Below are 24,610 nucleotides of genomic sequence, written 5' to 3'. Positions count from 1 at the left end.
GCCGCAAGTGCCCACGCGCCACGACATTCGAAACGTCGCCATCGTCGCCCACGTCGACCACGGCAAGACGACCATCGTCGACGCCATGCTCAAGCAGGCCGGCGCCTTCGCCGCCCACCAGCTGGAGTCCGTCGACGACCGCGTCATGGACTCGAACGACCTGGAGCGTGAGAAGGGCATCACGATCCTCGCCAAGAACACGGCGGTGAAGTATCACCCCAAGGACGGCGGCGAGCCGATCACCATCAACATCATCGACACCCCCGGCCACGCCGACTTCGGTGGCGAGGTCGAGCGCGGTCTGTCGATGGTGGACGCGGTCGTGCTGCTGGTGGACGCCTCCGAGGGCCCGCTGCCGCAGACCCGCTTCGTGCTCCGCAAGGCGCTCCAGCAGCGGAAGCCGGTCATCCTCTGCATCAACAAGACGGACCGCCCGGACTCCCGCATCGACGAGGTCGTCAACGAGACCTACGACCTCTTCCTCGACCTGGACGCCGACGAGGACCAGATCGAGTTCCCGATCGTCTACGCCTGCGGCCGTGACGGCATCGCCTCGCTGACCAAGCCGGAGGACGGCACCGTCCCCGCGGACAGCACCAGCCTGGAGCCGTTCTTCTCCACGATCCTGGAGCACGTCCCGGCCCCGTCGTTCGAGGAGGACGCGCCGCTCCAGGCCCACGTCACCAACCTCGACGCCGACAACTTCCTCGGCCGCATCGCGCTGCTCCGCGTCGAGCAGGGCGAGCTGCGCAAGGGCCAGACGGTCGCGTGGATCAAGCGCGACGGCACCATCTCCAGCGTCCGCATCACCGAGCTGATGATGACCGAGGCCCTCACCCGCAAGCCCGCCGAGGTGGCCGGCCCGGGTGACATCTGCGCCGTCGCCGGTATCCCCGACATCATGATCGGCGAGACCCTGGCCGACCCGGAGAACCCGATCGCGCTGCCGCTGATCACGGTCGACGAGCCGGCGATCTCCATGACCATCGGCACCAACACCTCGCCGCTGGTCGGCCGTGGCGGCACGGGCAAGGGCGCGGACGCCAAGTCCGCCGTCAAGGACCGCAAGGTCACCGCCCGTCAGGTCAAGGACCGTCTGGACCGCGAGCTGGTCGGTAACGTCTCGCTGCGCGTCCTGGACACCGAGCGCCCCGACGCCTGGGAGGTGCAGGGCCGCGGTGAGCTGGCGCTGGCCATCCTGGTCGAGCAGATGCGCCGCGAGGGCTTCGAGATGACGATCGGCAAGCCGCAGGTCGTCACCAAGCAGGTCGACGGCAAGACCTACGAGCCGGTCGAGCGCCTGACGGTCGACGTGCCCGAGGAGCACATGGGCGCGGTCACGCAGCTCATGGGCACCCGCAAGGGCCGGATGGACAACATGTCCAACCACGGCTCCGGCTGGGTCCGCATGGAGTTCGTCGTCCCGTCCCGCGGCCTGATCGGCTTCCGTACGGAGTTCCTGACGAACACCCGCGGCACCGGCATCGCCCACTCCATCCACGAGGGCCACGAGCCGTGGTTCGGCGAGCTGAAGACCCGTAACAACGGCTCCCTGGTCGCCGACCGCGCCGGCGCCGTCACCGCCTTCGCGATGACGAACCTCCAGGAGCGCGGCGTCCTCTTCACGGACCCGGGCACCGAGGTCTACGAGGGCATGATCGTCGGCGAGAACTCCCGCGCCGACGACATGGACGTCAACATCACCAAGGAGAAGAAGCTCACCAACATGCGCTCCTCCTCCGCCGACTCCTTCGAGGCGATCGTCCCGCCGCGCAAGCTGTCGCTGGAGCAGTCCCTGGAGTTCTGCCGCGACGACGAGTGCGTCGAGGTGACCCCGGAGGCCGTCCGCATCCGCAAGGTCGTCCTGGACCAGAAGGAGCGCGGCCGCACGGCTTCCCGCGCCAAGCGCTGACGCTCCGCCAGTTCACCGAGGCCCGGCTTCACCACTTTCCGAAGTGGTGAAGCCGGGCCTCTGGCATGCTCGGGGTGCGACTGCCTCTCCGGTGCCCCTCCCGGCAAGTGATTTAGCGCCAGGTTTAACCGCCGAGTGTCCGAATAGCGGACGTGTGGAACCTGTTGTTGTGTTAACAGTCCGTTTCGCGGGTGTCTGTCTCTCCTCGCTTTGTCCGGATTTCGGACAGGCGAATGTGATCGATGTGACCAAAGCGAGACCCTTTAAGTGTGGTTTACAAGCCGGACGTACTCAATAGTTGGGTTCATTGAGCTCGGGTCAATGGGTCACGCGCTGTGGGGAGCGCCGACTCACGAGCACACTCGAGGTGCCGGTTCCGTCTCCGCTGTCAGGGGTGTCAGCGTGGGACCGGCGCCTCTCTTGGTAGTGAACCAGTGGACTCCTGAGGAGGCATACCCATGCGCGGTGGCAAGAGCGCCAAGTGGGTCGTCGGAGCGATAGTCGTGGCCATGGCCGCGACCGCGTGCGGTGGCAACGACAGCAAGAGCGATGGCAAGGGCGGGGCGGCGTTCCGCCTCGGCATCACCGAGCCGGTCTCGATCGACCCGGTGAACGCCCAGGAGTCCGAGGGCACCCTGGTCGCGCGAAACCTGTTCACCGGTCTGTACGACGTGAACCTCGACGGCACCCTGAAGCCGATGCTGGCCGTCTCCGGCACCCCGAACGACAAGGGTGACGAGTGGACCTTCGAGATCAAGAAGGACACCAAGTTCAGCAACGGTGAGCCGGTCAACGCCGAGGCGTTCATCCGTGGATGGACCCGGGCCGCCGCCAAGTCCTCCGCCTCCGATGTGGCCTACCACATGAACGGCGTCGACGGCTTCAAGGACCTCAACTCCGGCAAGAGCGACAAGTTCTCGGGCCTGACCGCCGCGGGTGAGTACACCCTCAAGGTGAAGCTCTCCGCCCCGGACTTCGAGTTCAACAAGAAGACCGCGCACTCCGTCTTCAGCCCGATGCCGAAGGTCGCCGGCGCCGGCGACAACAAGACGTTCAACGACGCGCCCATCGGCAACGGCCCGTTCAAGATGGACGGCAGCTGGCAGCACAACCAGAAGATCACGCTCGTCCGCAACGACGACTACGGTCTGGACAAGGCCAAGCTCGGCAAGGTCGAGATCTCGATCCTCAACCCGGCCAACAGCAACAACCTGGAGTACACGGGCTTCAAGTCGGGCCAGTTCGACTGGGCCCGTATGCCCACGCCGCAGCTGCCGGTCGCCAAGGCGACGTACGACGGCCAGGGCGAGTGGCTGAAGCTGGACTCCAGCGGCGTCAACTACCTGCTGCTCTTCACCACCGAGTCGCAGATGAAGTCGGCGGACGCCCGTAAGGCCGTCTCCTACGCGATCGACCGCGCCGAGATCGCCAAGGGCGTCTACCAGGGTCTCCAGGAGCCGGCCACGTCCCTCCTGCCGCCGACCTTCAAGGACGTCTACAAGCCGGACGTCTGCTCCTCCTGCGTCAAGCAGGACAAGGCGAAGGCCAAGGAGTACGCGGACAAGGCGGGCCTGAAGTCCGGCGACACCCTCGACTTCGGCTACAACACCGGTGCCGGGCACGAGGAGTGGGTGCAGGCGGTCGCCAAGCAGATCGAGGACGTGCTCGGCCTCAAGGTCAAGCTGAACGGTCTGCCCTTCAAGGAGGCGCTGGCCAAGGAGCAGGAGAAGGGCGCCAACGGCATCTGGCGCGCGGCGTGGTCGGCCGACTACCCGACCGCGGACAACTTCCTCTCGCCGCTGCTGTCCACCAGTGGCATCAACCCGGACGCCAGTGGCAAGGCCCTCGGTGACAACCGCGGCCGCTACAGCAACCCGAAGTTCGACGAGATGCTGGTCAAGGCGCGCGAGACCAAGGACGCCGCCGAGCGCGCGAAGATCTACCAGGACGCCGAGAAGCTGGCGATCGACGAGGACCAGGCGCTCATCCCGCTGTGGAAGCGCACCCAGTACCGCCTCGCCAACACCAAGAAGTTCGACGGCGTGAAGATGGACTTCTTCGAGGACCCGAACCTCGCCGAGATCAGCCCGAAGTAACCCTCACCATCCAGCCACTTCCGTGAAGGTCGTGGGGTTGTCCGGGCCGAGGCCCGCGGCTCCACGGCCTTCGCCTGGCACGGCCGGCCCACAAGGCCGCCCGTGCCGGGCCGCCTCCCTCCCCCCGAGGCGGCGGAACACGCCCCACGGCGGCAGCAAGTCAAGGAGGCAGCAACGTGGGCAAGTATGTGATCCGGCGGATCGGGCAGATGGTGGTCGTCCTCTTCGGTGCGACACTCATTCTGTTCGCCTGTCTGTTCGTTCTTCCGGGTGACCCCGTCGGCTCGCTCGGTGGCGACAAGGCGCGAGACCCCGCCGTCGTCCAGGAACTGCGCGAGCGCTACGGGTTGGACAAGCCGCTCGCCGTGCAGTACGGCAACTACGTCACCAACCTCGTCAAGGGCGACCTCGGCGAGGACTACACCCAGCGGCGCGAGGTGACCGAGGTCCTCGGTCCCAAGCTCCAGAACACCGCCAAGCTCGCGCTCGCGGCCATCGTCATCGACGTGGTGCTCGGCATGCTCGCGGGTCTGGTGGCGGCTCTGTTCAGATACTCGTTCTGGGATGTGCTGGTCACGCTGCTGACCACCTTGGCCATCGGCTTCCCCAGCTTCGTCATCGGCGCGATCCTGCAGAGCACCTTCGCGGTGAAGCTCGGCTGGTTCCCGCTGATCTCCGACGGCTCCTTCAACTCGATGATCATGCCCGCGGTGACGCTGGCCATCATCGACGCCGCCCTCGTCGCCCGTCTGATGCGCGGCACGATGCTCGAAGTGCTGCGCGCCGACTATGTGAAGACGGCCGTGGCCAAGGGCCTGCCGCGCCGCACCGTGCTCTTCAAGCACGTCATGCGCAACTCCATCATCCCGGTCGTGACCTACATCGGTATCTCCTTCGGAGGTCTGCTCGGCGGCGCGCTCATCACCGAGGCGATCTTCAACTGGGACGGCATCGGCTATGCGCTGGTGACCGCCATCCAGCAGCAGAACAACCCGATCATCGTGGGCGTGGTCACCTACGGCGTCGCCGTGTTCGTCGTGCTCAACCTGCTGGTCGATCTGCTCTACGCGGTGCTCGACCCGCGGATCCGTCTCAACTGACCGCCAGGTCAACCCCGTTCTAGGAGTCACCCATGACTGAGCTCACCAAGAGCGCCAAGGGGCAGGACGCCGCGACCGCACAGCCAGCAGCCGCGACCGGCACCGCCGAGCCCGCACCCGCCCGGATCACCCAGTGGGGCGAGATCCGGCACCGCTTCGTGGCCAACCGACTCGCCGTCGTCGGCCTCGTCCTGGTCGCCCTGCTCTTCATCGTCGCCGCGGCCGCGCCGCTGATCGCCTCGCACGACCCGTACGCGCAGAACCTCAGCAACACCCTGCAATCCCCCAGTGGCGACCACTGGTTCGGCACCGACGCCCTCGGGCGCGACCAGTTCTCCCGCGTCGTCTACGGCAGCCGGATCGCCGTCGTCGTCGGTCTGGCCTCGATCTTCCTGGCCTGCCTGATCGGCCTCGTGCTCGGCGCGCTGGCCGGCTACTACGGCAAGTTCGTCGACACCGTGATCATGCGCGTCGCCGACATCTTCTTCGCCTTCCCGCTGCTCATCGGCGCGATCGTGATCATCCTGGTGATGGGCCGCGGCGTGATGCCCGTGATCCTCTCGCTCGCCATCTTCAGCTGGGCCACCGTCGCGCGACTGCTGCGCAGCAGCATCCTGTCCGTCCGCGAGATGGACTATGTGACGGCCGCCCGCGCGCTGGGCGCCAGCACGAGCCGCATCATCGTCCGGCACATCATGCCCAACTCCATCGCCGCGGTGATGTCGTTCATCGCCTTCAGCGTGGGTACGGCGATCGTGGCCGAGGCGTCCCTCTCCTTCCTCGGCATCGGCGTGAGCCCCGAGGTTCCCGAGTGGGGCAACATGATCTCCTCGGCCAAGGACTTCATGGGCATCAAGGACTTCCTGTGGGTCTACCCCAGTGTCGCGATCGTGCTGACGGTGCTCGGGTTTGTATTCGTCGGCGATGGGCTGCGCGACGCCCTCGACCCGAAGCTGCGTTGAGGAGAACGTCCCGATGACCACCATCGAAGAGACCGCCGGCACCCCGGCGACCGGCGAGGGCAAGAAGTCCGCGCCCCTGCTCGAAGTGCGCGACCTGCACGTCGAGTTCAAGACCCGGGACGGCGTGGCCAAGGCCGTCAACGGTGTGAGCTACAGCGTCGACGCCGGCGAGACCCTCGCCGTGCTCGGCGAGTCGGGCTCCGGCAAGTCCGTCACCGCGCAGGCCATCATGGGCATCCTCGACTCGCCCCCCGGCCGGGTGGCCGGCGGTGAGATCCGCTTCCACGGCGAGGACATCCTCAAGCTGCCGGAGAACGAGCGGCGCAAGCTGCGCGGCCCGAAGATGGCGATGATCTTCCAGGACGCCCTGTCGGCGCTCAACCCGGTCTTCTCCGTGGGCAACCAGCTCGGCGAGATGTTCCGGGTGCACCAGGGCATGTCGAAGAAGGACGCCAAGCTCAAGGCCATCGAGCTGATGGACCGCGTCCGTATCCCGGCGGCCAAGGAGCGGGTCAACGACTACCCGCACCAGTTCTCCGGCGGTATGCGCCAGCGCATCATGATCGCCATGGCCATGGCGCTCGAACCCGACCTGATCATCGCGGACGAGCCCACCACGGCCCTGGACGTGACCGTCCAGGCGCAGGTGATGGACCTGCTGGCCGAGCTCCAGCGCGAGCTCAACATGGGCCTCATCCTCATCACCCACGACCTGGGCGTGGTGGCGGACGTCGCCGACAAGATCGCCGTGATGTACGCGGGCCGGATCGTCGAGACCGCGCCGGTGCACGAGCTCTACAAGCGCCCCGCGCACCCGTACACCCGCGGTCTGCTGGAGTCGATCCCGCGCCTGGACCACAAGGGCCAGGAGCTCTACGCGATCAAGGGCCTGCCGCCCAACCTGCTGCACATCCCCACCGGCTGTGCCTTCAACCCGCGCTGCCCCAAGGCGCAGGACGTGTGCCGCACGGAGATCCCGGAGCTGCTCCCGGTCGCGGAGCAGGACGGCACCGAGCTCGACGGCCGCGGCAGCGCGTGCCACTTCTGGAAGGAGACGATCCATGGCTGAGACCGGCAAGAAGGACGAGGCCGTGGCGGGCGCGACGCCCAATGTCTCCGAAGTCGTTCCGACCGACGCGAGCACGACGGCCGAGGTCGAGGCGGTTCTCGACGCCCCGGTCGACCGCGGTGAGCCGATCCTCCAGGTCCGCAACCTCGTCAAGCACTTCCCGCTGACGCAGGGCATCCTGCTGAAGAAGCAGGTCGGCGCGGTCAAGGCCGTCGACGGTATCTCCTTCGACCTCTACCAGGGCGAGACGCTCGGCATCGTCGGCGAGTCGGGCTGCGGCAAGTCCACGGTCGCCAGGCTGCTGATGACCCTGGAGACGGCCACCGCCGGCGAGGTCTTCTACAAGGGCCAGGACATCACCAAGCTGTCCGGGCGCGCGCTGAAGGCCGTACGCCGCAACATCCAGATGGTCTTCCAGGACCCCTACACCTCGCTCAACCCCCGTATGACGGTGGGCGACATCATCGGCGAGCCCTTCGAGATCCACCCCGAGGTGGCCCCGAAGGGCGACCGGCGCAAGCGGGTGCAGGAGCTGCTGGACGTCGTCGGCCTCAACCCCGAGTACGTCAACCGCTATCCGCACCAGTTCTCCGGCGGCCAGCGCCAGCGCATCGGCATCGCCCGCGGCCTCGCGCTCAACCCGGAGATCATCGTCTGCGACGAGCCGGTCTCGGCGCTGGACGTCTCCGTGCAGGCCCAGGTCATCAACCTGATGGAGAAGCTCCAGGACGAGTTCAACCTCTCCTACATCTTCATCGCGCACGACCTGTCCATCGTCCGGCACATCTCCGACCGCGTCGGCGTGATGTACCTCGGCAAGATGGCCGAGATCGGCACGGACGCGCAGATCTACGAGCACCCGACGCACCCCTACACCCAGGCGCTGCTGTCGGCCGTGCCCGTGCCCGACCCGGAGGCGCGCGAGGGCCGGGAGCGGATCATCCTGACCGGCGACGTGCCCTCCCCGGCGAACCCGCCGTCCGGCTGCCGCTTCCGCACGCGCTGCTGGAAGGCGCAGGACAAGTGCGCGGAGGAGCTCCCGCTGCTCGCGATCCCCGAGGTCTTCAAGGGGAAGGACACCCCGGCGGCGCACGAGTCGGCGTGCCACTTCGCCGAGGTGCGGCAGGTGGTCCCGGCCGCTTAGCGGCAGGTCGGCCGCGAGCTGCGGACGGGCCGGACGGTGCGGATCACCCGCACCGTCCGGCCCGTCCCGCGTTCGAGGACCCTCACTCACGCATACGGGCGGTTTCTGCGCCGTCCGGCACCCAAAGAGCCCCATCGCGTCACCTCATGGGGTGTTATCTCGTCCTAAGTGAGGCTGAGGACGAGGAGGGCCCCCATGCGGGGAGTCGCGCGTGTCCGGTGGGGTGTCTGTGTGCTGTCGGTGGTGCTGGTGGCGTCGGGGTGCGGGGGCAGCAGCGTGCGTGCCGGGGTGGTGCGGGCCTCCTGGGGGGATCCGCAGAACCAGCTGGAGCCCGCCGACACCAATGAGGTCCAGGGCGGCAAGGTGCTGGACATGATCTTCCGGGGGCTCAAGCGGTACGACCCCAGGAGCGGCGCGGCGGAGAACATGCTCGCCGACCGGATCGAGACCTCCGACCAGCAGAATTTCACCATCAGCGTCAAGGACGGCTGGACCTTCAGCAACGGCGAGAAGGTCACCTCGAAGTCCTTCGTGGACGCCTGGAACTACGCGGCCCTGATCGACAACAAACAGAAGAACGCCTCCTTCTTCGCGTACATCGACGGCTACGACAAGGTCCACCCGGCCAGTGGGACGGCGAAGGCGAAGACTCTCCCCGGCCTGTCCGTGAAGGACGACAGGACCTTCACGGTCAAGCTGCGGACGAAGTTCTCCACCTGGCCCGACACCCTCGGCTACGCCGCCTATGCCCCGCTGCCCGCGGCCTTCTTCGAGAACCACGCCGCCTGGCTGAAGAAGCCCATCGGCAACGGCCCGTACGTCATCGACTCCTACAACAAGGGCTCGTCGATGAAGCTCGTCAGACGGGACACCTACCCAGGCCCCGACAAGGCGCAGAACAAGGGCGTGGAGCTGCGGGTCTACACCGACAACAACACCGCGTACACCGACCTCCAGGCCGGGAACCTCGACCTGGTCGACGACATTCCGAGCGCCCAGCTGAAGAACGTCAAGAAGGACCTCGGTGACCGCTACATCAACCAGCCGGCCGGCATCATCCAGACCCTGGCCTTCCCGATGTACGACCCGGCCTGGTCGAAAAGCGGGATGGAGAAGGTCCGCAGGGGGCTGTCCATGGCCGTCAACCGCGAGCAGATCACCGATCAGATCTACCGGAAGACCCGCACCCCGGCGACCGACTGGACCTCCCCGGCCCTCGGTGACAAGGGCGGCTACAAGTCGGGCCTGTGCGGTGCCGCCTGCACGTACGACGCCGCCATGGCGAAGAAGCTGATCCATGACGGCGGCGGGCTGCCCGGCGGCCGGGTCACCCTCACCTCCAACGTCGACACCGGCTCGCACCGCGTGTGGATGGACGCCGTCTGCAACAGCATCAACAACGCCCTGGGCGACGACCGGGCGTGCACCGTCAACCCCATCGGCACCTTCGCGGACTTCCGGAACCAGACCGCCGAGCAGCGGATGACCGGCCCCTTCCGCTCGGGCTGGCAGATGGACTACCCGCTCATCCAGAACTTCCTGCAACCGCTCTACTACACCGACGCCGCGTCGAACTACGGGAAGTTCTCCGACCCGCGGTTCGACAAGCTCGTCGACGAGGCCAACGCGGAAAGCTCGGCGGACAAGGCGGACGCCACGTTCCAGGACGCCGAGAAGATCCTCGCCGAGCAGATGCCGGCCATTCCGCTGTGGTACCAGAACGGCAGCGCCGGCTATTCCGAGAGGCTCTCCGACGTCACGCTCAACCCCTTCAGCGTGCCCGTCTACGAGCAGATCAAGGTCAGTTGACGAGCCTTCGCACGGACCGGGAGGCCCGGCCCGCCCGGGCCTCCCGCCACGACCCCCGGAGCCCTCATGGGACGGTATGTGATCCGGCGGCTGCTCCAGATGATCCCGGTGTTCATCGGCAGCACGTTCCTGATCTTCTTCATGGTCTACACCCTGGGCGACCCCGTCGCCGCGCTCTTCGGCGACAAGGCGCCCGACCCCGCGACCGCCGCGCGGATCCGCCAGGAGCTCTATCTCGACGCGCCGCTGTGGAAGCAGTACCTGCACTACATGGGGCAGATCCTCACCGGTGACTTCGGCACGGCCTTCAACGGCCAGAAGGTCACCGAGCTGATGGCAGGCGCCTTTCCGGTGACGCTGCGCCTCACGCTCACCGCCGTCGTCTTCGAGATCGTCGTGGGCATCGTGCTCGGCGTCCTCAGCGGGCTGCGGCGCGGCCGCTCGGTGGACACCTCGGTACTGCTGCTCACCCTCGTCGTGGTCTCCATCCCGACCTTCGTCAGCGGCTACGTGCTGCAGTTCCTCTTCGGCGTGAAATGGGGGCTGGCCTCGCCCTCCGTCTCGCCCGACGCCCCGCTCGACGAACTGCTCCTGCCGGGAGTGGTGCTGGGCCTGACCTCGCTGGCGTACGTCACCCGGCTGACGCGCACGTCCATCGCGGAGAACTCCCGCGCGGACTACATCCGCACAGCCGTCGCCAAGGGCCTGCCGCGGCGCCGGATCATCACCCGGCACCTGCTGCGCAACTCCCTGATCCCCGTCGTCACCTTCATCGGCACCGACATCGGGGCGCTGATGGGCGGCGCCATCGTCACCGAGCGGATCTTCAACATCCACGGCGTCGGCTACCAGCTGTTCCAGGGCATCCTGCGGCAGAACTCGCCGACCGTGGTGGGCTTCGTGACGATCCTGGTCATCGTCTTCCTGATGGCCAATCTGCTGGTCGACCTCCTCTACGCCGTGCTCGACCCGAGGATCCGCTATGCCTGAGTCCCCCGAGCCGCAGGACGCCATCACCCCCGCAGGGGGCGGCGCGATGAGCCTGGCCACCAGCGAGGCGGAGACGCTGGAGAAGGGGCCGCCGCCGACCGGCGGGGTGCCCACGGGCAAGCCCCGCAGCCTGTGGTCCGACGCCTGGCAGGACCTGCGCCGCAACCCCGTCTTCGTGGTCTCGGCGCTGATCATCGTCTTTCTGGTGCTGATCGCCGTCTGGCCGGAGATGATCGCGAGCGGCAACCCGCTCCAGTGCGACCTCGCCAAGGCCCAGGACGGTTCCGCGCCGGGCCACCCCTTCGGCTACGACGCCCAGGGCTGCGACGTCTACACCCGTACGGTCCACGGCGCGCGCGCCTCCATCACCGTCGGCATCTGCGCCACGGCCGGGGCCACGCTGCTCGGCAGCGTGCTCGGCGGGCTCGCGGGCTTCTACGGCGGCTGGTGGGACGCGCTGCTGTCCCGGCTCGCCGACATCTTCTTCGGCATCCCGATCATCCTGGGCGGGCTGGTCTTCCTCTCGGTGGTCACCAGCGGATCGGTGTGGCCCGTCGTCGGGTTCATCGTGCTGCTGGGCTGGCCGCAGATCTCCCGCATCGCCCGCGGCGCCGTCGTCACCGCGAAACAGAACGACTACGTCCAGGCCGCGCGGGCGCTCGGCGCCGGGAACGGGCGGATGCTGCTGCGGCACATCGCGCCCAACGCCGTGGCCCCGGTCATCGTCGTGGCGACCATCGCGCTCGGCACGTACATCGCCCTGGAGGCGACGCTGTCCTTCATCGGCGTCGGGCTCAAACCACCCACCGTCTCCTGGGGCATCGACATCTCCAACGCCTCCGTCCAGATCCGCAACGCCCCGCACATGCTGCTGTGGCCCGCGGGAGCACTGAGCATCACGGTGCTGGCGTTCATCATGCTCGGCGACGCGGTGCGCGACGCCCTCGACCCCAAACTGCGCTGAGGAGCGGGCGGATGGAGCACCAGGAAGCACGGCCGGCCCTGCTGGACGTACGCGACCTCCGGGTCGAGTTCCGCACCCGCGAGGGTGTGGCCAAGGCCGTCAACGGCGTGAGCTACGGCGTCGACGCCGGCGAGACCCTCGCCGTGCTCGGCGAGTCGGGCTCCGGCAAGTCCGTCACGGCGCAGGCCGTCATGGGCATCCTCGACTCGCCCCCGGGCCATGTCACCGGCGGCCAGGTCTTCTTCCGCGGCCAGGACCTGCTGACCATGCCCGCCGAGACGCGCCGCCGCGTGCGGGGCGCCAAGCTCGCCATGATCTTCCAGGACGCCCTCTCCTCGCTCAACCCCGTGCTGAGCGTGGGAGCCCAGCTCAGCGAGATGTTCGAAGTGCACGAGGGGATGACCCGCAAGGACTCCCGGGCCAGGGCGGTCCAGCTGATGGACCGGGTCCGCATCCCGGCGGCCAAGGACCGGGTGGGCGACTACCCGCACCAGTTCTCCGGCGGCATGCGCCAGCGCATCATGATCGCGATGGCGATCGCCCTGGAACCCGACCTCGTCATCGCGGACGAGCCCACCACGGCCCTGGACGTGACCGTCCAGGCGCAGGTGATGGACCTGCTGGCCGAGCTCCAGCGCGAGTACGACATGGGCCTCGTCCTCATCACCCACGACCTGGGCGTGGTGGCGGACGTCGCCGACAAGATCGCCGTGATGTACGCGGGCCGCATCGTCGAGACCGCACCCGTCCTCGACCTCTACGCCGCGCCCGCCCACCCCTACACCCGCGGTCTCCTCGACTCCATCCCGCGCCTGGACCGCAAGGGCAAGCAGCTCTACGCGATCAAGGGCCTGCCGCCCAACCTGACCGCCATCCCGCCCGGTTGCCCCTTCAACCCCCGCTGCCCCCGCGCCCGGGACATCTGCCGCACCGACCGGCCACCGCTCTTCACCGTCGCCCCCGGCCGGACCAGCGCCTGCCACTTCTGGAAGGAAACCCTCGATGAGAGCTGACAGCGAGGTGATCCTGGAGGTGCGCGACCTCGTCAAGCACTATCCGCTGACCCAGGGCATCGTCTTCCAGCGGCAGGTCGGCGCCGTCCAGGCGGTCTCCGGCGTCTCCTTCGACCTGCGGCGCGGCGAGACGCTCGGCATCGTCGGGGAGTCCGGCTGCGGCAAGTCGACGGTCGCCAAGCTGCTCGTCAACCTGGAACGGCCGACCAGCGGGGTGATCCGCTACAAGGGCGAGGACATCACCAAGCTGTCCGGGCGCGCGCTGAAGGCCGTACGCCGCAACATCCAGATGGTCTTCCAGGACCCCTACACCTCGCTCAACCCCCGTATGACGGTGGGCGACATCATCGGCGAGCCCTTCGAGATCCACCCCGAGGTGGCCCCGAAGGGCAGCCGGCGGCAGAAGGTCCGCGAACTGCTGGACGTCGTCGGCCTCAACCCCGAATACATCAACCGCTATCCGCACCAGTTCTCCGGCGGCCAGCGCCAGCGCATCGGCATCGCCCGCGGGCTCGCGCTGCGCCCGGAGGTGATCGTCTGTGACGAGCCGGTCTCGGCGCTGGACGTCTCGGTGCAGGCCCAGGTCGTCAACCTCCTGGAGCGGCTCCAGGACGAGTTCGACCTGTCGTACGTCTTCATCGCCCACGACCTGTCCGTGGTCCGGCACATCTGCGACCGGGTCGCGGTGATGTATCTCGGACGGCTCGCGGAGGTGGGCACGGACGAGCAGATCTACGAACATCCGACGCACCCCTACACCCAGGCCCTGCTCTCCGCCGTCCCCGTGCCGGACCCGCGGGCCCGCGCGCGCCGCGAGCGGATCCTGCTCGCCGGCGACGTGCCGTCGCCCGCGGCGCCGCCTTCGGGGTGCCGCTTCCGTACGCGGTGCTGGAAGGCGCAGGCGAAGTGTGCGGAGGTGGTCCCGCCGCTGGAGGTGCCGGACTGGTTCCGGGAAGGGGGTGGGGGGGCCACGCATGAATCGGCTTGCCACTTCGCTGAGGAGCGGGAGGTTGTGCCGGGCTCTGACTGAGGTCCGTTGCGCCTGCGGCGGGCCTTTTCCCCAGCCCCGCCCCTTCCCGGCTGCGTCTGATGTGCGGCTCCGCCGCGTGGGGGGCTGCTCCCCAGACCCCGCAACACGCTTCGCGCGTTGTCCTCAAACGCTGGACGGGCTGAAAATCAGCCCGACAGCGCCGGGTCCAGGATCACCTCCCGGTCGCGTTCCACCGTCGGCGGCTCCGGGAAGTGGCACGCAGCCAGGTGAGAAGAACCGCTCCCCTCCAGCCGCACAAGCGGCGGCTCCTCCTCCGCGCACTTCGGGCGCGCCTTCCAGCACCGCGTACGGAAGCGGCACCCCGAAGGCGGGCTGATGGGGGACGGGACGTCGCCCGCCAGGCGGATCCGTTCGCGGGTCGGGGCGCCGGCGGTGAGGCCCTCCGGGACCGCGGACAGCAGCGCGTGGGTGTAAGGGTGGCGCGGGCGGCGGTAGATGTCGTCGCGGTCGCCCACCTCGACGATGCGCCCGAGGTACATCACGGCGACGCGCTGCGAGAAGTGCCGGACGACGGCGAGGTCGTGGGCGATGAAGAGGAAGGCGATGCCCAGCTCCCGCTGGAGGGAGCGGAGCAGGTTGACCACCTGCGCCTGGATGGACACGTCGAGCGCGGACACCGGCTCGTCCGCCACCACCAGCCGCGGCTCCAGGGCGAGCGCGCGGGCCACCCCGATGCGCTGCCGCTGGCCGCCGGAGAACTCGTGCGGGAAGCGGTTGTAGTGCTCGGGGTTGAGCCCCACGGTCTCCAGGAGCTCGCGTACGCGCGCCTCGCGGCCGCCGGGCGGCCGGATGTCGTTGATCTCCATCGGCCCGGAGATGATCCGGCCGACGGTCTGCCGGGGGTTCAGGGACGCGTACGGGTCCTGGAAGATCATCTGGATCTGGGCGCGGACCGGCGCCAGCTCCGCGCGCCGCGCGTGGGTGATGTCGCGGCCCTGGTAGGTGATCCGCCCGGCCGTGGGCTCCAGGAGGCGGGTGAGCAGCCGCCCGGTGGTCGACTTGCCGCAGCCCGACTCGCCGACCAGGCCGAAGCTCTCGCCCGCCCGTACGGTCAGGTCGATGCCGTCCACCGCCTGCACCGCCCCCACCTTCCGGCGGAACGGGAAGCCGCCCATGATCGGGAAGTGTTTGGTCAGCCCCTCGGCGACGAGCAGCGGCTCGCCCGGGGACACCTGGTCGCTCATCGGGACTCCTCGGGCCGGTCGAAGGCCGTCCGCCGCCGGGCGGGCGGGAGGTGGCAGGCCGCGCCGCGGCCGGGCGGCAGCTCGGGGCGCTCGGTGCGGCACCGGTCGCCGCCGACCTCGGCGACGTAGCCGCAGCGCGGGTGGAAGGGGCAGCCGGGCGGCGGTGTGAGCAGGCTCGGCGGGGTGCCGGGGATGGGGACGAGCGGCTCCTCGACGTCGGAGTCCAGCAGCGGCATGGAGCGCAGCAGCCCCCAGGTGTACGGGTGGTGGGGCTCGTCGAGCACCTCGCGGACCGTGCCACGCTCCACGGCCCGGCCCGCGTACATCACCAGCAGCTCGTCCACCGTGTGGGCCACGACCCCGAGGTCATGGGTGATGAGGATGATCGCCGAACCGGTCTGCTGCTGGAGCTCCTTGAGCAGGTCGAGGATCTGGGCCTGCACGGTCACGTCGAGGGCCGTCGTCGGCTCGTCGGCGATCAGCAGCTCGGGGTCGCAGACGAGGGCCATCGCGATCATCGCCCGCTGCCGCATCCCGCCGGAGAACTGGTGCGGGTAATCGTCCACGCGCAGCGTGGCGTTGGGGATGCCGACCTTGTCCAGCATCTCCACGGCGCGCTGCCGGGCCTCGCGCCGGGAGGCACCGGTGTGCTTGCGGTAGGGCTCGGCGATCTGGCGGCCGACGGTGTAGTACGGCGAGAGCGCGGTGAGCGAGTCCTGGAAGATCATGGCCATCTTGTCGCCGCGGAGCTTCTCCAGCGCGGACTCCGGCGCGCCGGTCAGCTCCTGCCCGTCGAGCAGGATCTCGCCCTTGATCTCGGTGTGCCGCGGGTCGTGCAGCCCGAGGACCGCGAGGTTGGTGACGGACTTCCCGGAGCCGGACTCGCCGACGATGCCGAGCGTGCGGCCGCGTTCGAGCTCGAAGGAGAGCCCGTCGACGGCCTTGACGACGCCGTCCTCGGTGTCGAAGCGGACGAAGAGGTCCCGTACGGCCAGGAACGCGCCCTCGGATGTGGTCACGGTGTCGTTGCTCCTAGGCGAGGCGCACGCGCGGGTCGATGACGGCGTAGGCGGCGTCCACCACGATGTTGGCGACGACGATCGCCGTGCAGCCGACGAGCATCACCGCCATCAGGGTGGGCAGGTCGGTCTCGCTGACCGAGGAGACGGCCAGCCGCCCCAGCCCGTGCAGGCTGAAGGTGAACTCGGTGATGATCGCGCCGCCGAAGAGCGACCCGAGGTCGATGCCGAAGATGGTGACGATCGGGGCCAGCGCGCCCCGCCAGGCGTACCGGAAGAAGACGGTGCGCCGGCTGAGGCCCTTGGCGCGCGCGGTGCGCACATGGTCCTCGCCCAGCTGCTCGATCATCTGGGAGCGCGTCATGCGGCTGTAGTTGGCGATGAAGATGATGGAGAGCACCAGCCAGGGGATGAGCATCCCCATGAACCACTTCCCGGGATTCCGGGTGATGGGGTAGTAGGCGGGGTTGTCCATCCAGTGCAGGCCGCTGACGAGGACCGCGAGCGCGATCACGCCGACGAAGTAGATCTGGAGGGCGTTGCCGACCAGCGACAGGGAGCTGAAGAACTTGTCGATCCAGGTGCCGCGGAAGGCGGCGGCGATCATGCCGATGCCGATGCCGACGACGAGGAAGACGGCCGCCCCGCCGAGGGTGATGGACAAGGTGGTCGGGAAGCGGTCGACGATGGTGCCCCAGACCGGCTGCTGGTTGGAGAAGGAATAGCCGAAGCAGGGGGCCGGGCAGTGGCCGACGGAGAAGTCGCGGCCGACGAAGATGCCCGTCATGTAGTGCCAGTACTGCACGGGCACGGGCTGGTCGAGCCCCAGATTCTTGTTGATGACGGCGATGGCGTCCGGGGTGCAGTTCTTGCCGCAGGACATCAGGGCCGGCTGGGAGGGCAGCGCGAAGAAGAGCAGGAAGGTGATCGCGCTGATCAGCAGGATGATCACGATCGCGCCGAGCGAGCGGCGGGCGAGGAATCGAAGCATGGTTCGCGGTCTTCCGGTCGGCGGGCTGTCCTGTCGGCAGGCTGTCCTGTCTGTGGGCTGTCCTGTCTGTGGGACGTGGGCCGGACGGCGGTACGGGTCCGGCGCGGGGGTGCGGCCGGGCCGGTGGTGGTCCGGCCGCACGGGGACCGGCGCTACTTGACGTAGACGCCCGTCGGGTCGGCGGTGCCGTAGACCGGGTGGTAGCGGACCCCGCCGAGGTTCGAACCCCACAGCGCGAACTGCCGGTTGTAGAAGGTCGGCACGCCCGGGACGTCGTCCGTGAGGATCTTGTCGGCGAGCTTCTGCCACTGGGGCGCGGCCTGCTTCACGTCCGGGACGGCGTTGATCCGGTCGATCTCCTTGTTGACGGCGGCGTCGTCGAGGTGACCGTAGTTCTGGGCGCCGTCGGCGATCCCCCGGCCGTCGAAGAGCGGGGGCACCACGGTCGAGGAGACGGGCCAGTCCGCGCCCCACGACGTGCGGTAGATGTCGAACTTGTTCTTCACCTCGGCGATCGCGGTCGCCCAGGTGTTGGAGTCGATCTCCTTCTTCTGCACCTTGAAGCCGGCGCGCTCCAGCGCCTGGGTGACGACCACGGAGACCTTCTGCTGGAGGTCCGTGTTGGGGTAGGCGTAGACGATCTCCTGCCCCTCCTTGCCGGCCTCCTTCAGCAGTTCCCTGGCCTTGTCCGGGTCACCGGCGGGCTTGGCCTTCTTCCCGTACGGGTCGGTCGGCTGATAGCCGTCCATGGCGGGGGAGAGGTAGTTGGTGGCCAGCACCCCGGCGGTCGTGCCGCCCATCTGCTGGAGGATCTGCCCGTTGGGCATGGCGTACGCGAGCGCCTTGCGGACCCTGACGTCCTTGAGCCGGTCCATGTTGAAGCTGATGTAGTCGACGTACGGCTGGATCTCCACGAAGCGGCGGTCCTTGGTGTCCGCCTGGTTCAGCACCTTCTCCGTCATCTCCGGCGCGACGGCGTTGGAGAACGACATGGCGTTCTTGTCACCGCCCTGGTCGGCGAGGAAGCGGCGGGTGGAGTCGGCGTACTGGTGGCCGAAGCTGATCTCGAACCGGTCGGCGTACTGGTGGCGCACGGGGTCCGTCCTCGGATCCCACTGGTCGTTGCGCACCAGCGTCAGCGACTTGCCGACCTTGTAGTCCCCGACCTTGTAAGGGCCCGAGGAGAAGGGGGCGTTGTCGTACTTCCGCTGGGTGTCCTTCGCCGCCTTGACCGCGCCGATGTTGGGCATCGCGGTCGCGAAGGGCGTGTCGGCGTGCGGCGCCAGGAAGTGGAAGACGACCGTCTTGTCGTCCGGGGTGTCCAGCACGGACGAGGGCAGGTGCTTGCCCTTGTACGGGCCGTCGGGCAGCGCCTTACGGAAGGCGGTGCCGTCGCCGGAGAGCCACTGCGGGATGTACTGCGGGCCGTCCGTCTCGAAGTCGGCGTAGAGCCGCTCGATGCCCCACCGGACGTCCTGGGAGGTGATGGCGGAGCCGTCCTCGAACTTCAGCCCGTCCTTGAGGGTGAACTTCCAGGTCTTCCCGCCGTCGGAGGGCGTGCCCGCGTCGGTCGCCAGGTCACCGACGACCTTGACCTGGCCCTTGTCGTCCACCTTGTACGTGGTCAGGGAACGGTTGTAGAGCATCTGGTCGGTGAGCATGTCGCTGTAGTAGATCTGCGCCGGGTCCAGGTGGACGAAGGCGTCGCGCTGGAGGACGCCGACGGTGCCGCCCTTCTTGGCACCGGGCACCTCGGGGGCGGGGCCGGCCGAGTCCTCCTTGGTGCCTATCGAGTAGTTCGAGGACCTGTTCTTGTCCGCGCCGGGCCCCTGGTCCTTCGCCCCGTCCCCGCCGCCGCCTCCGCTGCTGCACGCGGAGAGCACCAGGGCACCGGCCGCCAGGGCCGCGGCCGTACACCACCGGTATCCCGGCCTGGGATGTCTCGTCAACGGGTTCATGGGTCGATGCACCTGCCTGTCCGTCGATAACTGGTAGGGCACCTGCGTCAGCGTCCGGTCCTGGGGTCGAAGGCGTCCCGGACCGAGTCCCCGAGCAGGTTGAAGGCGACCACGAAAATGATCATCGCGAGGCCGGGGAAGAAGATGTAGGTGATGTCGCTCTCGTAGTAGTGGGCGCCGTTCGCGAACATCCGGCCCCAGTCGGGCGTGGGTTCCACGATGCCGACGCCGATGAAGGACAGGCCCGCCTCGATGGTCACGATCGAGGGCAGCATCAGCGTCGACTGCACCAGGATCGGGGTCCAGAGGTTGGGCAGCAGCTCCTTGCTGATGATCCGCCAGGGGGAGGCGCCGGTGACCTTGGCCGCCTCGACGAACTCCCGCTCCCGCAGGCTCAGCACCTGCCCGCGCAGCAGGCGCGCCAGCCCCATCCAGCCCAGCACCCACAGGACCAGGATCAGGGTCACCACCCGCAGATAGGTGGGCGTCTCCTTCTCGGGGCTGACGAAGAGGGAGTAGACGACCGGCGTGAAGGCGATGAAGGACAGCTGCGAGGGAAAGGCCAGCAGCAGGTCGATGAACCGCCCCAGGAGATAGTCCGTCCGCCCGCCCAGATATCCGGCCGTCACCCCCACCAGGACGCCCGTGACCACGCACAGGACGGTGGCGGCGGTCGCGATGAGCAGGGAGGTGCGGATCCCGTAGACCAGCTGGGACAGTACGTCCCGGCCCAGGGTCGGCTCGATGCCGAACCAGAAGCGGCCGGAGACACCGCCGTTGGGCTTCACGGGATAGCCGAACTCGTTCAGCAGCCCCCGCTCGTTCAGCCCGTAGGTGGTCGTCGCGTCCTTCCCGTAGAGCTTGGAGATCAGCGGGGCGGCCAGCGCGACGAGGAAGAAGAACAGCACGACGTACGCGGAGATCACCCCGGCGCGGTCGCGCTTGAAGCGGCGCCACATCAGCCGGCCGGGTGAGCGGCCCGCCAGCTCCGGTTGTGCCAGGGTGCTCCGGGAAGGACTCGTCATCGCCTAAATCCCCCGCACTGTAGACCAGTTGGCCCATCGCGGACCTGGAGCGCAACGGTGGGTTGAGCGGACTTTGGCAATGGATTCACAGCGCAGTCAAGAGGGCTGCGCCATCGGCCCTTCCGGGCCGGGCTTCTTGAGCGAAGGTTGAGCGGATCGACGACGCGGCGTGCTTGACAGGCTGGTCGTGCCGCAGGTCGACGGCCACCTGCGGCACGACCCGGCTACATGCCCAACGACCGCTTGAGGAAGTCGACTTGCAGCAGCAGGAGGTTCTCCGCCACCTGTTCCTGCGGCGTCATGTGCGTCACCCCGGACAGTGGCAGTACCTCGTGCGGGCGACCCGCGGCGAGGAGTGCGGAGGACAGTCGGAGGGTGTGCGCGGCGACCACGTTGTCGTCGGCCAGGCCGTGGATGATCATCAACGGCCGTGCCTCTTCGGCCGCCTCGCCCAGCCCCTCGTCGGTGACCAGCGAATTGCGGGCGTAGACCGCGGGCCGCTCCGCCGGGTCGCCGAGATAGCGCTCGGTGTAGTGGGTGTCGTACAGCCGCCAGTCCGTGACCGGGGCGCCCGCGATGCCGGCGTGGAAGACGTCGGGGCGGCGCAGCACGGCCAGCGCCGCGAGATAGCCGCCGTACGACCAGCCGCGGATCGCGACCCGGCCCAGGTCCAGGGGGTACTCCTCGGCGAGCGCCCGGACCGCCTCGACCTGGTCGTCCAGGGTCACGCCCGCGAAGTCGTCCCGGACCGCCTTCTCCCACCCGGGCGAGCGGTGCGGGGTGCCGCGGCCGTCGGCGACCACCACCGCGAAGCCCTGGTCGGCGAACCACTGCGAGGTCAGGTGGGAGTTGTGCGCGGCCACCACGCGCGGCCCGTGCGGTCCGCCGTACGGGTCCATGAGCACCGGGAGCGGCCCGTCACCCTCGGCGTAGCCGGTCGGCAGCAGGACGGCGCACGGGATGCGCCGCGCGCCCGCCTCGGTGAGCCGTGCGCGGGAGACCAGTACCGGCGCTTCCGCGTGGGAGGTGACCGTGGCGGTCCGTACGCCGTCGCGCAGGACCCTAACCGTCGCCCCGCTGTGCTCCAGCGACGTCGACACCAGGACGGTCACCGCGCCGGACCGCACGGCCGAGTGCCATCCCCGGCCCTCCGAGACGCGCTCCACGCCGTGCTCGCCGACGCGGTAGACATGGGTCTCCCCGGTCTCCGCCTCCTTCGCCTCCGGCCCGGCCGAGGCGGAGACGAGCAGGTCGCCGGGGCCGACGTCGAGTACGGCGCGGACGTGCAACCCCGGTCCGGTCAGGGCCCGGTCGCCCACCGTCAGGGCCCGTACGCCGCCCTCGTCGGAGATCCGTACGAGCCGGCCGTCCGCGGTCCACGCGGGCACACCAGGGAAAAGATCCAGCCAGTTTGCGTCCTCCTCCGTGTGCAGGACGCGGGTCGCGCCGGTCGCCGTGTCGACCGTCAGGAACACCTGGCTCCGCTGGTCGCGCGCCTGTGCGAGCAGCAGCGGCGGATGCCCCTCCGACCAGTGCACCTGTGCCAGATAGGGGTACCGCGCACGGTCCCACTCGACGTCCGTGCGCGAGCCGTCGAGGCCCAGCAGCGACAGCGTCACCTCGGCGTTGGGGGTGCCGGCGGCCGGATAGGCGACCTCGGCGGGCTCGCTGTCCGGATTGGCCGGGTCTGCGATCCACCAGCGTCGTACCGGCGCGTCGTCCACACGTGCGACCAGCAGGGACTCCCCGTCCGGCGCCCACCAGAAGCCGCGCGTGCGGTGCATCTCCTCGGCCGCGATGAACTCCGCGAGCCCCCAGGTCACCGTGGCGCTCCCGGGCTCTGCCAGGGCGCGGTCGCCGCTGCCGTCCGCCTCGACGACCCGCAGCGCGCCGCCCGCGGCATAGGCGATCCGGCGGCCGTCGGGCGACGGGCGAGGATCGGCCACCGGACCGGGAACGGCCAGCTCACGGGCAGTGCCGCCGCGCAACTCCGCGAGGAACAACCGCCCCGAGAGGGCGAACGCCGCCAACTCCACGGCGCTGTCCACCGCATAGCCGACGACGCCCGCCGCGCCCTCGCGGCTGCGCTCGCGCCGGGCCCGCTCCTCCGCCGACAGCTCCTCGTCCGCGCCGCCCAGCAACACGGCTGGATCGGCGGCCGGATACTCCCGGCCGGTCGCGGGATCGAGCACCCACAGAACGTTTGCCCGATCGAAACCGGTGCGGGAGCGCAGGAAGACGACACGCGAACCATCCGGCGACACGGTGAATGCGCGCGGCGCGCCGAGGGAGAAGCGCTGGGTTCTGGCGTACTGCCGTGGGAATGTGAGCTGTCCGGTCATGCCGGCGAGCCTACGGCGAGGGCGGCGCGATCTCGCCGTGCGCCCCGGATTTGCTCCTGTGCACCGAGTGAGGTCGGGGCACCGGAAAGTTATGATCACTGACGCATAGTTGGTATGTCGCGGGTGGCATCCGTATGTCATCCGCCCCTTGTCCGTCCGACCGCGCGTACATGGAGGTGAACCGCTGTGGCACTCTCGATTTCGGCGGTGGTGCTGCTGGCGATCATCGTCTTCCTGCTGGTCCGGAAGTCCGGACTGAAGGCGGGCCACGCCGCGGTCTGCGTGCTGCTGGGGTTCTACCTCTCGAGCTCGTCGATCGCCCCGACGCTCAACCAGCTGACCAAGAGCGCAACCGACGTCATCAGCAACATCAAGTTCTGACAGCGGCCCGCGGGCGCCGGCGGCAGTGCGGGCGTGGCGTCCCGCCGGGCCGGTCGGACTCGTAGGCTGTTCCCATGACCGACCGCTTCCCCTCGACGGGCCGCCGGCTGCTCCTGGTGCACGCGCACCCGGACGACGAATCGATCAACAACGGCGCGACCATGGCCAAGTACGCCGCCGAAGGGGCCCATGTCACCCTCGTGACCTGCACCCTCGGTGAAGAGGGCGAGGTGATCCCGGACGGACTGGCGCATCTCGCCGCCGACCGGGACGACGCCCTCGGGCCGTACCGCGCCGGAGAGCTCGCCGACGCCATGCGGGAGCTGGGCGTCGCCGACCACCGCTCCCTCGGCGGCCCCGGGCGCTACCGCGACTCCGGCATGATGGGCGCCCCGCAGAACGAGCGCCCCGGGTCCTTCTGGCAGGCCGACGTGGACGAGGCGGCCACCTCTCTCGTGGAGGTGATCCGCGAGACGCGTCCCCAGGTCCTGGTCACCTACGACCCCGAGGGCGGCTACGGCCACCCCGACCACATCCAGGCGCACCGCGTCGCGACGCGCGCCGTGGAGCTCGCGGGGGAGAGCGCGTTCCGCCGCGACCTCGGCGACCCGCACGAGGTCGCGAAGGTCTACTGGAACTGCGTGCCGCGCTCCGTCCTGGAGGAGGGCTTCGCGCGGCTGCGCGAGATGGGCGTCGGCAAGCCCTTCCCGGGCGTCGCCTCCCCGGCGGACGTGCCGGGTGTCGTCGACGACGCCGAGGTGACGGCGGCGATCGACGGCTCCGCCCATGCCGAGGCGAAGGCGGCCGCGATGCGTGCCCACGTGACGCAGATCGCCGTGGACGGCCCCTTCTTCACGCTTTCCAACGACCTGGGGCAGCCGCTCTTCGCCACCGAGTACTACAAGCTCGTGCGGGGCACCGCGGGTGCCGGGCGCGAGGACGACCTGTTCGCGGGGGTGGTCCTCTAATGAGCGGCATGGCCTCACCGATCGGCGCCGCGCGCATCGGCGGCTACCTCGGCCTCACCGCCCTCGGGGCGCTGGCCGGGGCCGCCGGATCGCTGGTGCAAGGCGGCTGGTTCCCCGGCGGGTTGACGCTGGCTCTGCTGGCCATCGCCGGGCTGAGCTACGGCGGGCTCCTCGCGACCCGCACCCGGGGCGGCGGGATGGCGCCCGGCATCGGCTGGATCGTCGCCGTGCTGCTGCTGACCGCGAGCAGACCGGAAGGCGACTTCCTCTTCAGCGCCGGACTGGGCTCGTACGCCTTCCTGCTGGGCGGGATGGCCGTGGCTGTGATGTGCGCCACGCTCCCGAAAGTGCCGCAACCGGGCGGGCCTTCAGCCCGACTTGGCAAGTGACGTGACGATTTCTGCCTGAGGAGCGCGAGGCGCGAAGGCGCGCCCCGCGCTCCCTGCCGCCGGGGGGATCCGGCAGCCGTCAAGTGCGTATCCGCGGTGCCCAGTATGGTGGTGCGCGCCGCCGAGCCGCCCGAACGAGGTCATGACGGGCGGCGGAGCCAACCGGGAGAACCTGCTTTGAGCCGTGAATCTGACAGTTCGTCCTCCGGGCCCCAGGGGCGCGGTGGCGCCGCTTACCCGTCG

At 69.1% G+C, this 24,610-nt stretch carries 20 protein-coding genes; 14 read left to right on the top strand and 6 right to left on the bottom strand.

Annotation, left to right across the window (positions count from 1 at the left end):
- Nucleotides 1-7 precede the first annotated feature (7 nt).
- The 11 genes from typA to AB0435_RS04435 all read left to right on the top strand — a co-directional run bounded on the left by typA (nucleotide 8) and on the right by AB0435_RS04435 (nucleotide 14,089).
- Nucleotides 8-1,912, top strand: a complete 1,905-nt coding sequence (gene typA / locus AB0435_RS04485) for a translational GTPase TypA (protein WP_366002825.1) — start codon at nucleotides 8-10, stop codon at nucleotides 1,910-1,912.
- 458 nt (nucleotides 1,913-2,370) lie between these two features.
- On the top strand, nucleotides 2,371-4,008 hold the full coding sequence (locus AB0435_RS04480; protein ID WP_366426180.1) for an ABC transporter substrate-binding protein: 1,638 nt from the start codon (nucleotides 2,371-2,373) through the stop codon (nucleotides 4,006-4,008).
- A 176-nt stretch (nucleotides 4,009-4,184) separates the two neighbouring features.
- On the top strand, nucleotides 4,185-5,108 hold the full coding sequence (locus tag AB0435_RS04475) for an ABC transporter permease (RefSeq protein WP_366426179.1): 924 nt from the start codon (nucleotides 4,185-4,187) through the stop codon (nucleotides 5,106-5,108).
- Between the two features lie 32 nt (nucleotides 5,109-5,140).
- Nucleotides 5,141-6,070 carry an ABC transporter permease gene (locus tag AB0435_RS04470; protein ID WP_366426178.1) on the top strand — a complete coding sequence of 310 codons (930 nt, stop codon included), beginning with the start codon at nucleotides 5,141-5,143 and terminating at the stop codon, nucleotides 6,068-6,070.
- A gap of 13 nt (nucleotides 6,071-6,083) precedes the next feature.
- The gene (locus AB0435_RS04465) at nucleotides 6,084-7,139 is read left to right on the top strand and encodes an ABC transporter ATP-binding protein (RefSeq protein ID WP_366426177.1); all 1,056 of its coding nucleotides are present in this window, start codon (nucleotides 6,084-6,086) and stop codon (nucleotides 7,137-7,139) included.
- Nucleotides 7,132-8,283, top strand: coding sequence for a dipeptide ABC transporter ATP-binding protein (locus tag AB0435_RS04460; RefSeq protein WP_366002821.1), 1,152 nt, complete (start codon nucleotides 7,132-7,134; stop codon nucleotides 8,281-8,283). Before AB0435_RS04465 ends, AB0435_RS04460 begins: the two co-directional genes overlap by 8 nt.
- A gap of 195 nt (nucleotides 8,284-8,478) precedes the next feature.
- Nucleotides 8,479-10,092: an ABC transporter substrate-binding protein gene (locus tag AB0435_RS04455; protein WP_366426176.1), complete on the top strand. Its 1,614-nt coding sequence runs from the start codon at nucleotides 8,479-8,481 to the stop codon at nucleotides 10,090-10,092.
- Between the two features lie 66 nt (nucleotides 10,093-10,158).
- Complete coding sequence (locus tag AB0435_RS04450; RefSeq protein WP_366426175.1) at nucleotides 10,159-11,082, top strand: ABC transporter permease; 924 nt, start codon at nucleotides 10,159-10,161, stop codon at nucleotides 11,080-11,082.
- A complete protein-coding gene (locus AB0435_RS04445) occupies nucleotides 11,075-12,046 on the top strand; it encodes an ABC transporter permease (RefSeq protein ID WP_366002818.1) in 972 nt (323 codons plus the stop codon). Before AB0435_RS04450 ends, AB0435_RS04445 begins: the two co-directional genes overlap by 8 nt.
- 11 nt (nucleotides 12,047-12,057) lie before the next feature.
- Entirely contained in the window at nucleotides 12,058-13,059 is a 1,002-nt protein-coding gene (locus AB0435_RS04440; protein ID WP_366426174.1) for an ABC transporter ATP-binding protein, read from the top strand.
- Nucleotides 13,049-14,089, top strand: a complete 1,041-nt coding sequence (locus tag AB0435_RS04435; protein ID WP_366426173.1) for a dipeptide ABC transporter ATP-binding protein — start codon at nucleotides 13,049-13,051, stop codon at nucleotides 14,087-14,089. Before AB0435_RS04440 ends, AB0435_RS04435 begins: the two co-directional genes overlap by 11 nt.
- 146 nt (nucleotides 14,090-14,235) lie before the next feature.
- Here AB0435_RS04435 and AB0435_RS04430 read toward each other — a convergent pair whose 3' ends face one another.
- The 6 genes from AB0435_RS04430 to AB0435_RS04405 form a co-directional block, all read right to left on the bottom strand.
- Nucleotides 14,236-15,294, bottom strand: a complete 1,059-nt coding sequence (locus AB0435_RS04430) for a dipeptide ABC transporter ATP-binding protein (RefSeq protein ID WP_366426172.1) — start codon at nucleotides 15,292-15,294, stop codon at nucleotides 14,236-14,238.
- On the bottom strand, nucleotides 15,291-16,313 hold the full coding sequence (locus AB0435_RS04425; RefSeq protein WP_366002814.1) for an ABC transporter ATP-binding protein: 1,023 nt from the start codon (nucleotides 16,311-16,313) through the stop codon (nucleotides 15,291-15,293). The genes AB0435_RS04430 and AB0435_RS04425 overlap by 4 nt, the downstream gene beginning before the upstream one ends.
- A 13-nt stretch (nucleotides 16,314-16,326) precedes the next feature.
- On the bottom strand, nucleotides 16,327-17,304 hold the full coding sequence (locus tag AB0435_RS04420) for an ABC transporter permease (RefSeq protein WP_366002813.1): 978 nt from the start codon (nucleotides 17,302-17,304) through the stop codon (nucleotides 16,327-16,329).
- A gap of 152 nt (nucleotides 17,305-17,456) precedes the next feature.
- Nucleotides 17,457-19,262, bottom strand: coding sequence for an ABC transporter substrate-binding protein (locus tag AB0435_RS04415; protein WP_366426171.1), 1,806 nt, complete (start codon nucleotides 19,260-19,262; stop codon nucleotides 17,457-17,459).
- 47 nt (nucleotides 19,263-19,309) lie between these two features.
- Nucleotides 19,310-20,287, bottom strand: coding sequence for an ABC transporter permease (locus tag AB0435_RS04410; protein WP_366002810.1), 978 nt, complete (start codon nucleotides 20,285-20,287; stop codon nucleotides 19,310-19,312).
- Between the two features lie 224 nt (nucleotides 20,288-20,511).
- Nucleotides 20,512-22,629 (bottom strand): prolyl oligopeptidase family serine peptidase, encoded by a 2,118-nt coding sequence (locus AB0435_RS04405; RefSeq protein WP_366426170.1) that lies wholly within the window; start codon nucleotides 22,627-22,629, stop codon nucleotides 20,512-20,514.
- A 186-nt stretch (nucleotides 22,630-22,815) separates the two neighbouring features.
- On the opposite strand from AB0435_RS04405, the gene AB0435_RS04400 reads away from it, so the two are divergent.
- From AB0435_RS04400 to AB0435_RS04390, 3 genes are all read left to right on the top strand, one after another.
- Nucleotides 22,816-23,010, top strand: a complete 195-nt coding sequence (locus AB0435_RS04400; protein ID WP_116213708.1) for a hypothetical protein — start codon at nucleotides 22,816-22,818, stop codon at nucleotides 23,008-23,010.
- A gap of 74 nt (nucleotides 23,011-23,084) precedes the next feature.
- Nucleotides 23,085-23,978, top strand: coding sequence for an N-acetyl-1-D-myo-inositol-2-amino-2-deoxy-alpha-D-glucopyranoside deacetylase (gene mshB, locus AB0435_RS04395; RefSeq protein ID WP_366426169.1), 894 nt, complete (start codon nucleotides 23,085-23,087; stop codon nucleotides 23,976-23,978).
- A gap of 8 nt (nucleotides 23,979-23,986) precedes the next feature.
- A complete protein-coding gene (locus AB0435_RS04390) occupies nucleotides 23,987-24,367 on the top strand; it encodes a DUF6113 family protein (protein ID WP_366426168.1) in 381 nt (126 codons plus the stop codon).
- Nucleotides 24,368-24,610: the final 243 nt, after the last annotated feature.

Source organism: Streptomyces sp. NPDC051173 (assembly GCF_040689515.1).
In the GTDB taxonomy this organism is placed as follows: Bacteria; Actinomycetota; Actinomycetes; order Streptomycetales; family Streptomycetaceae; genus Streptomyces.
Note: the sequence above shows the minus strand (reverse complement) of the source record. Positions and strands in the feature narration are given on the sequence as shown.